Raw genomic sequence first — 14417 nt, 5'->3', positions numbered from 1 at the left:
TCGGTGTAAAGCTTTTGAACGATCAATCCTGACAAAAGTCGAGATAGATGTAAGCCCATTTGCGGGTTTGTTCGAGGAGGCTCCAATGCAAAAGTGGAAAGTCACTTTCGTGGATGATCACGGTGAAATTGTCGATGAAGTCTTCGAGCGTGCGGAATGCCCCAGCGATGATGAGGCCGCACGACTGATCAAGGAACGACTCCTTCCTGTCGCCGCCGCACTGGATCTGAACGATCTGGAAGGGCGCACCTCCGATGCAGGCGCCAAAAGCCTGAAAACCCAGAACAGCATCGAAATCCGCAGCATCACACCCATCTGAAAATCTTCTTGTCAGTAATGCACCAGGCCTTGGCAGCGGCTCTATCTTGGGGCTACTCTGCAAGCGAGATCAGCGAACGGATCGCTAAGGTCTGGTCTTGTCAGCTACATGCTTGTTTCCCGTCGGCAACACGGTTGCCGTAACGCCTGAGCCGTTCGGCCAGGTGCAGGGAATACGGAAAGTCTATCCATCTATGCGAGGGGGACGTTCATGAGCACAGCCTATCAAGAAGACATCAGCAGCAACGTGCTGCGCCGCATGAAAGAAGGCGGTTTCGATTTTTCCCGATTCCATCCCATCGAGTTCTACGCCATTTTCCCGGACGAGGAGCGGGCGCGCAGGGCGGCAGCCAAGTTTCGCGGTGAATCCATCAATGCCCAGGTCAGTGCGCGCGACGACGGCGCGTGGTCCCTGGAATTGAGCAAGGTGATGTACGCAACCTACGACGACATCGGCGATTTCGAACAGGGCTTTTCGGCGGTGGTCGAGCCCTTGGGCGGCATCATCGAAGGCTGGGGCGTGAAGCAGGAGGTGCGCAACCGCCATCGTTTGAACTGATCACCCTCGCAATACGTCGAGCAACGGCTGACCTTCGGGTCGGCCGTTGTCGTTTCTGCACCTTGAACATCGCATGGCAAAACCCTGAAACAAGAATCCGAGGCAAAAAAAAGCCACCAGGAGAGGTGGCTCAAAGGGAAGACCGGAAGGAGAGGAAACCGGTCAGGGTTACGGCCGGGAGGGCTGCCGGGGCAGTCCGGATCAGTTGAGCTGCGTGCTTCGTCAGGGACGTTTCGCAGCGGATGTGCGGATTATCCGCAGGCGGCGCCGGGCAGTGAAATCAACTCTGACTATGCTGGTGATAGGCGACAGGACTGCGTCGCAATGAAGCGGGGGCGATCAGGTTGGGGCATTTGCCGCACAGGAATGGTGCGGTGCGTGTAGCGTGAATATCCAACCGATTGAAATCAAAGCGTTTATGCCGATGGCACGGGCCTTGCGAAGGCCTGTAGGTCCGGGGTGACAAGGAGTACGGCATGATCCGCACCTATTTTGATGAAATGTACGATGCCGGCGGCCAGGTCCGCCCGCATTACCGGGAGTTTGCCCGCTGGCTGGCGGAAACGCCTGACGAACTGCTGGCCCAGCGGCGACGCGAGGCCGATCTGCTGTTCCATCGTGCCGGGATCACTTTCACGCTCTACGGGGACGAGCAAGGGACAGAACGCCTGATTCCCTTCGACACCATTCCGCGCAGCATTCCCGCCAGCGAGTGGCGGATCGTCGAGCGCGGCTGCATCCAGCGGGTCAAGGCGTTGAACATGTTCCTCGCCGACCTTTACCACGAGCAGCGCATCATCAAGGCCGGGATCATTCCCGCCGAGCAGGTGCTGGCCAACGAGCAATACCAGTTGGCGATGCAGGGCCTGGACCTGCACCGCGATATCTATTCGCACATCTCCGGCGTCGATCTGGTGCGCGACGGCGACGGCACCTATTACGTGCTCGAGGACAATCTGCGCACGCCCAGCGGTGTCAGCTACATGCTTGAAGACCGCAAGATGATGATGCGCCTGTTCCCCGAGCTGTTCGCGGCCCAGCGCATCGCCCCGATCGACCATTACCCGAACCTGTTGCTCGACACCCTGAAAAGCTCAAGCCCGATCGACGATCCAAGTGTCGTGGTGCTGACACCGGGACGGTTCAACAGCGCGTTTTTCGAGCATGCCTTCCTGGCGCGGGAAATGGGCGTGGAGCTGGTGGAGGGCGCGGACCTGTTTGTGCGCGATGACAAGGTCTTCATGCGCACCACCGACGGCCCGAAAGCGGTGGACGTGATCTACCGCCGACTCGACGACGCGTTCCTTGATCCATTGGCGTTCCGCCCGGATTCGATGCTCGGCGTGCCGGGGCTGCTGTCGTCCTATCGCTCCGGCAACGTGGTGCTGGCCAATGCCATCGGCACCGGGGTGGCGGACGACAAGTCGGTGTATCCGTTCGTCACCGAGATGATCCGTTTCTACCTCGATGAAGAGCCGATCCTGAAGAACGTACCGACCTGGCAATGCCGCAATCCGTCTGAACTTTCCCATGTGCTGGCCAATCTTCCGGATCTGGTGGTCAAGGAAACCCAGGGCTCCGGCGGTTACGGCATGCTCGTGGGGCCGGCGGCGACGACCGCGGAAATCGATGCGTTCCGCGAGCGGATCAAGGCCAAGCCCCACGCGTACATCGCGCAACCGACGCTGTCGCTGTCGACCTGTCCGACCTTTGTCGAAAACGGCATTGCGCCGCGCCATATCGACCTGCGCCCGTTCGTATTGTCCGGTCGCGAAACCCGGGTCGTGCCCGGCGGTTTGACCCGTGTGGCCCTGCGTGAAGGCTCTCTGGTGGTGAATTCATCCCAGGGTGGCGGAACCAAGGACACCTGGGTGGTCGAGGATTGAAGGAAGCCTGCCATGTTAAGTAGAACTGCCTCGGATCTGTACTGGATGTCGCGTTACCTGGAGCGGGCGGAAAACCTCGCCCGCATGCTCGATGTCAGCTATTCGCTGTCTCTGATGCCGCAGGACGGCCGTGGCGACGGCCTGCACGAACTGGCGATGCCGCTGATGATCACCGGCACCCTGGATGATTACCTTGAACGTCACGGCGAACTGCATGCCGAGCGATTGCTGCATTTCTTCGCCCTCGATGCCGCCAACCCGGCGAGCATCTACAGTTGTCTCGGTGCGGCGCGGGCCAGCGCCCATGCGGTGCGCGGGCGGATCACTGCCGACATGTGGGAGAACATCAACGCCACATGGCTGGAGATCCGCGGGATCGCCAATCAGGGCCTCAGCCGTTATGGCATGAGCCGATTCTGCGAGTGGATCAAGGAGCGTTCGCACCTGTTCCGTGGCGCGTCCTACGGCACCATCATGCGCAACGACGCGTTCCGCTTCATTCGCCTGGGTACGTTCATCGAACGGGCCGACAACACCTTGCGCCTGCTCGACGCCCGCTACGAAATGGCCGGCGATCAGGCGGAAGCGGTCAGCGACGGCACCGCCCACGCCTATTACCAGTGGAGCGCCTTGTTGCGGGCCTTGTCCTCGTTCGAGGCCTACACCGAAATCTACCGCGACGCGCCCGGCGCCCGACATGTCGCCGAGTTGTTGCTGTTGCGCGCCGACGTGCCGCGTTCGCTGCGGGCCTGCACCGAAGAGATCGACCAGATTCTGGCACAACTGCCGGGGGCCAACGGTCGCCCGGCGCAACGGCTGGCGGCGGAAATGGACGCACGCCTGCGCTACACCGGCATCCACGAAATCCTCGAGGAAGGGCTGCACGCCTGGCTCACCGAGTTCATCCCGCTGGTGCGCCAGCTGGGCAACGCCATTCACAGTTCCTACCTGGAGGCCGCATGAGACTTTCCATCAGCCACGAGACCACCTATCACTACGAAGATCAGGTGCGGGCGAGCATCCAGTACCTGCGCCTGACCCCGCATGACAGCGAGCGTCAGCATGTGCTGAGCTGGCAGCTCGACCTGCCGCGCCCGGTGCGGGCCCAGCTCGATCCGTTCGGCAACATCCTGCATGTGCTGACCATGGACGAGCCCCACGAAGCGATCATCATTGGCGCCCGTGGACAGGTCGATATCGACGAATTGCGCGAAGCGGAACATGAGAGCCAGTCGGCGCTGCCGTTCCTGCGTTTTACCCGGCTGACCGAGGCTGACGAGGCGCTGCGGGCGTTTGCCGAGAAGTCCTGCAAACAACGACGGGACCGCAACGCATTGATTGACCTGATGCATGGGCTGAATCAGCACATGACCTACACGCCGGGCTCCACCGAGGTCGACACCAGCGCCGCCGAGGCATTCGCCGGACGGGCGGGTGTTTGCCAGGATCATGCCCACGCGTTTTTGGCCTGCGCGCGCAGTCTCGGGGTGCCGTCGCGATATGTTTCGGGTTATCTCTACAGCGAGGATTGCGAACACCTGGCCAGTCACGCCTGGGCCGAGGCCTGGATCGATGACGCCTGGTACAGCTTCGACGTGACCAATGAACTGGCGCGGCCGGAGCGGCACCTGAAACTGGCGGTGGGACTGGATTACCTCGACGCCTGCCCGGTGCGGGGCATGCGCCGCGGCGGAGGCAGTGAGCAGATGCATGCGAAAGTGCTGGTGTCGCCGACACCTGTGATCTCAGTCCAGCAGCAATAACCGCACTACTCCTGTGGGAGCGAGCCTGCTCGCGATGGCAATCTTTCAGCCGGCACGTGCATGACTGAGACACCGCATCGCGAGCAGGCTCGCTCCCACAAGGAACGGCATCAGGGCTTAACCTTGCGCCCGGCCATGTGCTGCAAATACCCGATCAGCTTCTGCAGATCCGCGTCCGGCAACACCTCGGCGGAAAACCCCGGCATCTTCGCCTGCGGCCACTGACGCAGACTCTGTGGATCGCGGATGTAGCGCTTGAGGAAGTTCGCGCCGAAGTACTCGGTCGGGTTGTAGGGAATATTCAGGTCCGGCCCGAATTGCGCATCCCCCGCACCATTCAGGCGATGGCAGGCCAGGCAGTTCTTCTGGAACAGCGCAAATCCCTGGTTCACCGGGTCATCGGCCTTCAGCGCAGGATCCGGCAGCAGGGCAGGGAAACGCTCGGCCACCGGCGCCATGCGTTTGATGCTGGCGACTTCGAACGGCCATTGTTCCGGGCTGATATTGCCGGCCTGCGGGTCGGTCCACACCAGATAGAACGGCCCGGCGCTGTGTTTGCCTTCCGACAGCGGCGGCCATGGGTGGGCCGGATCTTCAATGGCCAGCCAGGCGCGTGAGCCTTTGTTGTTCAGTAGCGGCGCGGCGGACAGCTCTGCGGCAAAACCGTCCAGCGCTACGGCTTGCAGGTGATCTTCGGGTTTGATGCCGGTCAGCAGCGCGGCAATTGGCACGGCGCGATAAGTCATGTCCTGCTTGTAGGACACATCATTCTTGACCGTGAGGGTTTGCACCTGAGGATGCTTGAGCAGTTCCTCGGTCTGCCAGGTGCGGCTGTTCTCGCCCAGCTCCAGGTTCAGCTGTGCGGCAGACAGGGGCAGGCTCAGCAGCATGGCCCCGAACAGAATGAGCGTTTTCAAGTGATCACCGTCCATGTCGTGGAAGTGCGCAAAGGTTGGCACAGCCACGCTGGCCCGGGTAGCGGGCCAGTCAAATTTTCAGTGGCGATGAGCAATACCTGCCGCTTGAGTCAGCCAATGACCTTGGTCAGGTTAGGCAAAATCAACAACAGCGTCGTGGCGAAAAGAATGAGCCCTGCTTGACGAACTTTCGGTTGTTTGAACATGGCTTGACCGCCTTTTTTGTTATTTCCTGATGCTTGCCTGCATGTCCATGATGGCAAGCGCTGCACTTCCTGTTGAAGAACGCCTGCCTCGGCAAAACCCGACGACAACGACGTACATGTTCACCTTAGGGCCCGTGTCACGCTTGGCTTAGATCCATTTCATATGTATTTGCTACCAGTCGCGATTAAAAAGGCATGAGGCGCATTGCCAGCTTCTTTGTCGCCCTTTTGCTAGACAGCTCGGTGACCTGAACCGGTTAACCTGGCCGGGAATGACCGTCCGTCTGAGCGTGCACGTCAACGTCATTGAGCGCTGTGGTCATTGAATCCGTGACCGTCCCGGCCAAGAGTGGAGGCACGAAATTCACTCACCGCACAGGTTCGAGAACGCCATGACCCAAGCTTTGATTTTCGACGCATTACGCACGCCCCGTGGCAGAGGCAAGGCCGACGGTTCGCTGCACAGCGTCAAACCGGTGAACCTGGTGGCCGGGTTGCTGACCGCGCTGCAGGCGCGCACGGAGCTGGACACCAGCCAGGTCGATGACGTGGTGCTCGGCTGTGTCACGCCGGTTGGCGATCAAGGTTCGGACATCGCCAAAACCGCCGTGCAGGTGGCCGATTGGGATGTCAGTGTCGCTGGCGTGCAGATCAACCGCTTCTGCGCCTCGGGGCTGGAAGCGGTGAACCTGGGGGCGATGAAAGTGCGCTCCGGGTTCGAAGAGCTGGTGGTGGTCGGCGGCGTCGAATCCATGTCCCGCGTGCCGATGGGCAGCGATGGCGGCGCCTGGGCGCTGGACCCGCAGACCAACTTGCACAGCCATTTCACCCCTCAAGGTGTCGGTGCCGACCTGATCGCCACCCTTGAAGGCTTCAGCCGTCAGGACGTCGATGCCTACGCGCTGCACTCGCAACAGAAGGCCGCTCGCGCCCGGGCCGACGGTTCGTTCAACAAATCGTTGGTGCCGGTGCAGGATCAGAACGGCATCATCCTGCTTGATCACGATGAGTTCATTCGTGCCGAGTCGACCCTTGAAGGCCTGGGCAAGCTCAAGCCGAGTTTCGAAATGATCGGCCAAATGGGCTTCGACGCCACGGCGCTGCGGGTCTACAGCCATGTCGAGCGCATCAACCACGTGCACACACCGGGCAACAGTTCGGGAATCGTTGATGGCGCCGCGCTGATGCTGATCGGCTCCGAAGCCAAGGGGCGCGAGTTGGGCCTGCAACCCCGGGCGCGAATCGTTGCCACGGCGGTCACCAGTACCGACCCGACCATCATGCTCACCGGCCCGGCGCCGGCTACCCGTAAGGCACTGGCCAAGGCCGGGCTGCGGGTCGAAGACATCGACCTGTTCGAAGTCAACGAGGCGTTCGCCTCGGTGGTGCTGAAATTCATCAAGGACATGGCCGTGGACCCGGACAAGGTCAACGTCAATGGCGGTTCGATTGCGATGGGCCATCCGCTGGGCGCCACCGGTTGCGCGATTCTCGGCACCTTGCTCGATGAACTGGAAGCCCGGCGCCTGCGCTACGGCCTGGCGACGCTGTGCGTCGGCGGCGGCATGGGCATCGCCACCATCATCGAACGTCTCTGACCCCAAGGAAACCTGTCATGACCCAAGCCATTCGTTACGAAAAAGGCCAGGACGGCGTCGTCCTCCTGACCATCGACATGCCGGGCCAGAGCGCCAATACCATGAACGCGGTGTACCGCGAGGCCATGGCCGACAGCGTCGCCCGATTGCAGGCGGAAAAAGATGACATCGTCGGGGTGATCATCACTTCGGCCAAGAAAACCTTCTTCGCCGGCGGCGACCTGAATGAACTGATCAAGGTCGGCAAACCCGAAGCCAAGGCCTTCTACGACATGGTGCTGAGCCTCAAGGGCCAGTTGCGCACCCTGGAAACCCTCGGCAAACCGGTGGTCGCGGCGATCAACGGTGCGGCACTCGGCGGTGGCTGGGAAATCTGCCTGGCCTGCCACCACCGCGTGGCGCTGGACGATGCGTCGGTGCAACTCGGTTTGCCGGAAGTGACCCTTGGTCTGTTGCCGGGCGGCGGCGGAGTGGTGCGTATGGTGCGCATGCTTGGCATCGAAAAGGCTTTGCCATATCTGCTCGAAGGCAAGAAAGTCCGTCCGCAGCAGGCGTTGCAGGCGGGGCTGATCGATGAGCTGGCGGCGGATCGCGATGATTTGCTGGCCAAGGCCCGGGCCTGGATTCTGGCCAATCCTGCGGCGGTGCAGCGTTGGGATGTGAAGGGCTATCAGATTCCCGGCGGCACGCCGTCGAACCCGAAAGTCGCGCAGATGCTGGCAATTGCGCCGTCGATCCTGCGTACCAAAACCCAGGGTACGTTGCCGGCACCGGAGAAGATTCTTTGTGCGGCGGTGGAGGGCGCGCAGGTCGATTTTGATACCGCGCACCTGATCGAAACCCGTTACTTCACTGAACTGGCCACCGGCCAGATCTCGAAAAACCTGATCGGCACATTCTGGTTCCAGCTCAATGAAATCAATGCCGGCGGTTCGCGGCCGCAGGGCTTTGCGCCTTATGTGACGAAGCGCGTGGGTGTCCTCGGCGCCGGGATGATGGGCGCGGGAATCGCCTACGTCAGCGCGGTGGCTGGAATCGACGTGGTGCTCAAGGACATCAATCTCGCCGCTGCCGAAAAAGGCAAGGCGCATTCGGCGACGCTGCTGGACAAGAAAGTCGCTCGCGGGCAGATGACCGCCCAGCAGCGTGAAACGGTGCTGGCGCGGATCCAGACCACTGAAAGCGATACCGATCTGGCGGGTTGCGATCTGATCATCGAGGCGGTGTTCGAGGATCGTCAACTCAAGGCCAAGGTCTCGGCAGCGGCGCAACAGGTGGTGGGCGCTGAAGCGGTGATCGCTTCAAATACCTCGACTTTGCCAATCACCGGCCTGGCGGCTGCGGTGCCGGATCAGAGCAAGTTCATCGGCCTGCATTTCTTCAGCCCGGTGGAGAAAATGCCGCTGGTGGAAATCATCAAGGGTGCGCAAACCAGCGACGAAACCCTCGCACGCGGGTTCGATTTCGTACTGCAAATCAAGAAAACGCCGATCGTGGTCAACGACAGTCGCGGCTTCTTTACCTCGCGGGTGTTCGGCACGTTCACCAACGAAGGCATTGCCATGCTCGGCGAAGGCGTCAGCGCGCCAATGATCGAGACTGAAGCGCGCAAGGCTGGCATGCCCATCGGGCCGCTGGCGATCTCCGACGAAGTTTCCCTCAGCCTGATGAGCCATATCCGTCAACAAACGGCCAAAGACCTGCAAGCAGAAGGGAAACCGCTGATTGAGCACCCGGCGTTCGCCGTGATTGACTTGCTGCTCAACGAATACAAGCGGCCGGGCAAGGCGGCGGGAGGCGGTTTTTACGAGTACCCGGCGGGCGGCCAGAAACACTTGTGGCCCGAGCTGAAAACCCGTTTCGAGAAAGCCGACGGGCAGATTTCGCCTAAGGATGTGCGTGACCGGTTGCTGTTCGTACAGGCCATCGAGACCGTGCGCTGTGTGGAGGAGGGCGTACTGACATCGACGGCGGACGCCAACGTCGGCTCGATCTTCGGCATCGGTTTCGCGGCCTGGACGGGCGGCGCGTTGCAGTTCATCAATCAATATGGCGTGAAGGACTTTGTCGCGCGGGCGCAGTACCTGGCTGAACAGTACGGCGAGCGTTTCGCACCGCCAGCGCTGCTGCTGCAAAAGGCTGCCAGCGGCGAGCTGTTCTAGCGGGTTGGGGAAACATTCCGGGGCTTGCCTTGCCGGGTGGTTTCAGGGCAGGCTCTGGGGTGTGCATTATTCCCATCACGTGTCAGGAATTTTTTATGTCGCTACGCATCTGCATTCTGGAAACCGACATCCTGCGTCCGGAACTGGTCGATGAATATCAGGGATACGGGCAGATGTTCCAGCGCCTGTTCTCGCAACAGCCGATTGCCGCCGAGTTCACGGTGTTCAACGTGATGCAGGGCGACTATCCGAGTGATGATCTGACTTTCGATGCGTACCTGATCACGGGCAGCAAGGCCGACTCGTTCGGCACCGATCCGTGGATCCAGACCCTCAAGCAATACCTGCTGACCCGCTACGAGCGCGGCGACAAATTGCTCGGCGTGTGCTTCGGCCATCAACTGCTGGCGCTGCTGTTGGGTGGCAAGAGCGAGCGTGCGACCCAAGGCTGGGGCGTCGGTACCCACAACTACAAACTGGCGGCCAAGGCTCCGTGGATGAGCCCGGTGCGTGAGGAGCTGACCCTGTTGATCAGCCACCAGGATCAGGTCACGGCGCTACCGGAGAACGCCACTGTGATTGCCTCCAGCGATTTCTGCCCGTTCGCCGCGTATCACATCAACGATCAGGTGCTGTGCTTCCAGGGGCATCCGGAATTCATTCACGATTACTCGCGGGCGCTGCTGGATCTGCGTCAGGAAGCGCTGGGCGAACAGATCTACAGCAAGGGCGTAGCCAGCCTTGATAGCGATCACCACGGCACCACGGTGGCGGAATGGATGATGCGTTTTGTGGCGCACAAGCCGGACGCTGCTTGAACCCGAAAGCCCCCGTGTCCTGCACGGGGGCTTTTTTCCTTACAGCCAGCCCGATTTCTTGAAGCTCGCCCACAGCCCGACGCAACCCACGGTGATAAAGCCCAGCACGGCGAAATAGCCGTAATGCCAGCTCAGCTCCGGCATGTTCTGGAAGTTCATGCCGTAGATCCCTGCGACCGCCGTCGGGAACGCCAGAATCGCCGCCCAAGCCGCAAACTTGCGCTGCACCACGCTTTGCCGTGACGCCTCCAGCAGTACACCGATCTCGATGGTCTGGCTCGCAATGTCGGCCAGGGTGGTCAGGTCTTCCATCTGCCGCGTGACATGGATCTGCACATCGCGGAAGTAAGGGCGCATGTTCTTGTCGATGAAGGGGAAGCTCAGCTTCTGCAACTCTTCGCCGATTTCCACCATCGGCGCCGCGTACCGACGCAAGCGCAGCACGTCGCGGCGCAGGCCATGAAGCTTCTGAATGTCGTGCTCATTCAGTGCGCTGCACAACACATTACGCTCCAGTTCATCGATCTCGGCGTGGATCGCTTCACCCACTGGCTGATAGTTTTCGATGACGAAATCCAGCAGCGCATACAGTACGAAATCTTCCCCGTGCTCCAGCAACAGCGGCCGTGCCTCACAGCGTTGACGAACATGGGCGTAGGACGCCGAATGGCCATTGCGGGCGGTGATGATGTAGCCCTTGCCTGCGAAGATGTGGGTTTCGATGAATTGCAGGATGCCGTGCTCGCGCACCGGGGAATAGGTGACGATGAACAGGGCGTCGCCGAAGGTTTCCAGCTTCGGACGGCTGTGTTTTTCCAGAGCGTCCTCGATGGCCAGTTCGTGCAGGTTGAACTGGCGTTGCAGGTTGGACAGCTCCTGGGCGTTCGGCTCTTCGAGGCCGATCCAGACAAAGTGCCCGGTCTTGGCGGCCCAGGCGGCGCCCTCATCGAGGGAAATATTGGTGACTTTCTTACCGGCGCTGTAAACCGCAGCAGCAACAACTCGACCCATGGTGGTGGTTCACTTCTTCTTGGCAGATGGCAGGGGAGGCATGGCTTCAGCTTAGCCGTGTCGCTGCTTGAGAGTCAGTGAAATCTGCACAGTTCACCGGGCAAAAGAAAACCCGCACAGGGCGGGTTTCTTTTTCATGCAGCTTGGAGCTGCCGATCCATCGCATCGATGCACTCGCGCATCTGTTCGCGGCACTGGCTGATGAGCATGGGCATGTCGTCCATGGTCAGGCCGGCGGTAGGAATCGCCGGCAGCGAGCGTATGAGAATTTTCCCGCTGCGCCAGCGGTTCAGACGCATGTGCTTGATGTAGCTGCTGACACACACTGGAACGATTGGTACACCGGCGGCGATGGCCATCTGGAACGCACCTTTCTTGAACGGCAGCAGTTCTTCGCCCAGGTTGCGCGTGCCTTCCGGGAAGACCCAGATCGAGGTGTCTTTGTGCTGCAAGGTGTCGGTGGTCGTCAGCATCGACTGACGCGCCTTGTGCGCGTTCCCGCGATCGATCAACACATTTCCCGCCAGCCAGAACAACTGGCCAAACAGCGGCACCCATTTCAGGCTTTTTTTGCCGATGCACACGGTCCGTCGCGGCACCACGTTGCCGAACACGAACAGGTCATAGTTGGACTGGTGGTTGGCGATAATCACGCAGCTGTTGGGCTTGTTCATCAACTGACCGACGTCGGCCTTCACTCGCAGGCGCAGGATGCACATGGCCGGTAGCGCATAGAGACGGGCGCACAGACGACTGTTGTCCGGATTGAATGGCCGGCACAGCCCGAGAATCACCCCGAGCACACCCGCCAGCATAAAGTGCAGGCCCATCAATAACATACGAAACACGAACAGCATTTTCAGGCCCACCGGGACAAAAGGTGGCGCAGTGTACGGATGTGCACTGTTTTCGGCAATTGCCGCTATAGAGTCAGGAGATGGGCGATGTTTAAGCGCATGTTTCCGACTTGTCGGTCAGAGGCGTCCTAGAGCTGCTGCAGAGATTTAAACCTTGCGCGTAAGAAAAAGCCCGACACGACGGTCGGGCTTTTCTGTTTCGCAGCGAAGAGGATTCAGCCCAGGTGTTCCTGATCCTGAATGATCGCGTTATCCAGGGCTTCCAGGAGTGCCTTGCGCACTTTGAGCTTGGTGTTCTTGTGCGCGGTCATGTTGATCTTTTTCAACTGACGGGCGGCGGCGAGGGCGGCACCTTGCAGTTCTTCGGCAGAAACCACCTTGTCGAGGAAACCGGCATCCACGGCACTTTGCGGATCGAACATTTCGCCGTTGATCACCGAACGGTGGAAGGCCGAGCGACGCAGGCGATCCCGGGCCAGCTCGATGCCGGCGTGGTGCATGGTCATGCCGATCTGCACTTCGTTCAGACCAATGCTGAACGGGCCGTCGACACCGATGCGGTAATCGGCGGACAACAGAATGAACGCACCTTTGGCCACGGCATGACCCGGGCAGGCAACGATCACCGGGAACGGGTGCGACAGCAGACGACGGGAGAGGGTAGAGCCGGCAGTCACCAGGGACACGGCCTCTTTAGGGCCGGCGGTCATTACCTTCAAATCGTAGCCGCCGGAGAGAATGCCCGGCTGGCCGGTAATGATCACGATTGCACGATCTGCCACCGCCTGATCCAGCGCCGCGTTGAAGGCCGCGATCACGTCCGGGGAAATGGCGTTGACCTTGCCGTTGCTCAGGGTCAGGGTCGCGATACCGTCTTCGAGGTGGTAGGCAATCAGATCGCTCATGGCGCAATTCCTTATAAGAAAGATGGGCAGACGTTACCCACCGCCGCCGGTCAGGTAAAGCACTGTGACTGACCCGCCGGTCACCCTTGAGCGGGTGATCCGCCGCAACGTGCCCCACGACAAACGCCTGCATGCCTATAATAGAAGGGCCGCGCCCACCCGAGATTGGCCGGATCGCCATGGCCCATCGACAGCGGAAACGACTTTTTCTCTTAACCGCATGAAAATTCTGAAAAAAAGTTTGCCATCAGAAAAGCTTTCGACTACATTAGCGCGCCTCGACAGACAGAACATGTTTGAAGAGATACGGTGAAGTGTCCGAGTGGCTTAAGGAGCACGCCTGGAAAGTGTGTATACAGGAAACTGTATCGAGAGTTCGAATCTCTCCTTCACCGCCAAATTCGATGTAAACAAAACCCTTGGTTTCGCAAGAAACCAGGGGTTTTGTGCATTCAGGCGTCCGGATTTTTTTGCTCACAGAGTTGGGTTCGGCTTCACTTTGCCGGGGCAGTACAATCGCGGTTTTATCTGTATGTAAAAGGACGACCTCCATGATCATTTCCACCACCCACTCCATCGAAGGCCGGCAGATCACGGCGTATCTGGATATTGTCAGTGCCGAATCGGTGCAGGGCGTGAATGTGATTCGCGATATGTTCGCCGGGATGCGGGACTTTTTCGGTGGGCGTTCGCAGACGTTGGAGCGGGCGTTGAAAGAGGCGCGTGTTCAGGCGACCGACGAGATCAAGGAGCGTGCGCGGGCCTTGCAGGCGGATGCGGTGGTCGGAGTGGATTTCGAGATCAGCATGCCGGCGGGGAAGGGCGGTATGGTTGTGGTGTTTGCGACCGGTACGGCGGTCAAGCTGCGCTGATCGTTGGTTCAGCGTGTGTGAGCCCATTCAACAGAATGGGCTCCCTGCCATGAATCAGCCCTGCGGTTTGAGTACGACAGTGCCTTTCGAGTCGTAGGTCAGGGGCGTATCGATGGCAACCATGGGCGTACCGCCAGGCTGAACCGGGTCTGGATGGTAGATGACGCCAGGTTTGCCAGGCTGCACTGGGCTTGGTCCGTCCAGTGGCTTGATGACGATTTCACCCGAGGCAACCTTCTCCTTGAATTTTTCCGCCGCGGCTTTGGCGGCGGCGATCTGCTCGTCCGTGAGCTTTACAACAGGCATTGGCGGGAATCCTTTGATTTCCATGTTCTCTCCTTGAGATTCATTGCGTAGGAAAAAGGGCAACGGCCTGTGAGTGGGAATCTTTAGCTCCGAAGGACCAGCGGTCTGAACATTGTGTTTAATTTCTGTAGGCCATTCGTCGGGCATCGGGCGATCTGAATCACAAGTCCAGGAATGACCGGCTAGTCTCAAAAGCCTTGGAGGTCGATATTTTTTCAGGCAAAAGGGTCTTGCCGGTA

15 protein-coding genes and 1 tRNA gene are annotated in these 14417 nt (G+C 60.0%); 11 read left to right on the top strand and 5 right to left on the bottom strand.

Annotated elements, in window-relative coordinates; all coding sequences use genetic code 11:
- Positions 1-85 precede the first annotated feature (85 nt).
- The 5 genes from DXT77_RS16530 to DXT77_RS16510 all read left to right on the top strand — a co-directional run bounded on the left by DXT77_RS16530 (position 86) and on the right by DXT77_RS16510 (position 4526).
- Positions 86-319, top strand: coding sequence for a hypothetical protein (locus DXT77_RS16530; RefSeq protein WP_085710655.1), 234 nt, complete (start codon positions 86-88; stop codon positions 317-319).
- Between the two features lie 210 nt (positions 320-529).
- Positions 530-877, top strand: coding sequence for a ribonuclease E inhibitor RraB (locus DXT77_RS16525; protein ID WP_119428434.1), 348 nt, complete (start codon positions 530-532; stop codon positions 875-877).
- A 476-nt stretch (positions 878-1353) separates the two neighbouring features.
- The gene (locus DXT77_RS16520; RefSeq protein WP_085690507.1) at positions 1354-2763 is read left to right on the top strand and encodes a circularly permuted type 2 ATP-grasp protein; all 1410 of its coding nucleotides are present in this window, start codon (positions 1354-1356) and stop codon (positions 2761-2763) included.
- Between the two features lie 12 nt (positions 2764-2775).
- Positions 2776-3726, top strand: coding sequence for an alpha-E domain-containing protein (locus tag DXT77_RS16515; protein WP_065258049.1), 951 nt, complete (start codon positions 2776-2778; stop codon positions 3724-3726).
- On the top strand, positions 3723-4526 hold the full coding sequence (locus DXT77_RS16510; protein ID WP_119428433.1) for a transglutaminase family protein: 804 nt from the start codon (positions 3723-3725) through the stop codon (positions 4524-4526). Before DXT77_RS16515 ends, DXT77_RS16510 begins: the two co-directional genes overlap by 4 nt.
- A gap of 110 nt (positions 4527-4636) precedes the next feature.
- Here DXT77_RS16510 and DXT77_RS16505 read toward each other — a convergent pair whose 3' ends face one another.
- Positions 4637-5458: a cytochrome c gene (locus DXT77_RS16505; RefSeq protein WP_119428432.1), complete on the bottom strand. Its 822-nt coding sequence runs from the start codon at positions 5456-5458 to the stop codon at positions 4637-4639.
- A 583-nt stretch (positions 5459-6041) separates the two neighbouring features.
- Here DXT77_RS16505 and DXT77_RS16500 point away from each other — a divergent pair.
- From DXT77_RS16500 to DXT77_RS16490, 3 genes are all read left to right on the top strand, one after another.
- A complete protein-coding gene (locus DXT77_RS16500; protein WP_119428431.1) occupies positions 6042-7247 on the top strand; it encodes an acetyl-CoA C-acetyltransferase in 1206 nt (401 codons plus the stop codon).
- Between the two features lie 17 nt (positions 7248-7264).
- On the top strand, positions 7265-9409 hold the full coding sequence (locus tag DXT77_RS16495; RefSeq protein WP_119428430.1) for a 3-hydroxyacyl-CoA dehydrogenase NAD-binding domain-containing protein: 2145 nt from the start codon (positions 7265-7267) through the stop codon (positions 9407-9409).
- A 95-nt stretch (positions 9410-9504) separates the two neighbouring features.
- Entirely contained in the window at positions 9505-10227 is a 723-nt protein-coding gene (locus DXT77_RS16490) for an amidotransferase (protein ID WP_119428429.1), read from the top strand.
- A gap of 39 nt (positions 10228-10266) precedes the next feature.
- On the opposite strand, the gene DXT77_RS16485 is transcribed toward DXT77_RS16490, so the two are convergent.
- From DXT77_RS16485 to DXT77_RS16475, 3 genes are all read right to left on the bottom strand, one after another.
- Positions 10267-11238, bottom strand: a complete 972-nt coding sequence (locus DXT77_RS16485; RefSeq protein ID WP_119428428.1) for a magnesium and cobalt transport protein CorA — start codon at positions 11236-11238, stop codon at positions 10267-10269.
- A gap of 134 nt (positions 11239-11372) precedes the next feature.
- The gene (locus tag DXT77_RS16480; RefSeq protein WP_119428427.1) at positions 11373-12095 is read right to left on the bottom strand and encodes a 1-acylglycerol-3-phosphate O-acyltransferase; all 723 of its coding nucleotides are present in this window, start codon (positions 12093-12095) and stop codon (positions 11373-11375) included.
- A gap of 215 nt (positions 12096-12310) precedes the next feature.
- Positions 12311-13000 (bottom strand): crotonase/enoyl-CoA hydratase family protein, encoded by a 690-nt coding sequence (locus tag DXT77_RS16475; protein ID WP_119428426.1) that lies wholly within the window; start codon positions 12998-13000, stop codon positions 12311-12313.
- A gap of 64 nt (positions 13001-13064) precedes the next feature.
- Here DXT77_RS16475 and DXT77_RS29745 point away from each other — a divergent pair, with 64 nt between their 5' ends.
- The 3 genes from DXT77_RS29745 (at position 13065) to DXT77_RS16465 (ending at position 13872) form a co-directional block, all read left to right on the top strand.
- Positions 13065-13313 (top strand): hypothetical protein, encoded by a 249-nt coding sequence (locus DXT77_RS29745; RefSeq protein WP_147407009.1) that lies wholly within the window; start codon positions 13065-13067, stop codon positions 13311-13313.
- Positions 13309-13398: transfer RNA gene (locus DXT77_RS16470), tRNA-Ser, on the top strand. Before DXT77_RS29745 ends, DXT77_RS16470 begins: the two co-directional genes overlap by 5 nt.
- A gap of 153 nt (positions 13399-13551) precedes the next feature.
- A complete protein-coding gene (locus DXT77_RS16465) occupies positions 13552-13872 on the top strand; it encodes a YbjQ family protein (protein ID WP_007959944.1) in 321 nt (106 codons plus the stop codon).
- Between the two features lie 54 nt (positions 13873-13926).
- Here DXT77_RS16465 and DXT77_RS16460 read toward each other — a convergent pair whose 3' ends face one another.
- On the bottom strand, positions 13927-14202 hold the full coding sequence (locus DXT77_RS16460) for a hypothetical protein (RefSeq protein WP_085710665.1): 276 nt from the start codon (positions 14200-14202) through the stop codon (positions 13927-13929).
- Positions 14203-14417 lie beyond the last annotated feature (215 nt).

The organism is Pseudomonas sp. 91RF, from assembly GCF_003576265.1.
Classification (GTDB): Bacteria; Pseudomonadota; Gammaproteobacteria; order Pseudomonadales; family Pseudomonadaceae; genus Aquipseudomonas; species Aquipseudomonas kribbensis.
Note: the sequence above shows the minus strand (reverse complement) of the source record. Positions and strands in the feature narration are given on the sequence as shown.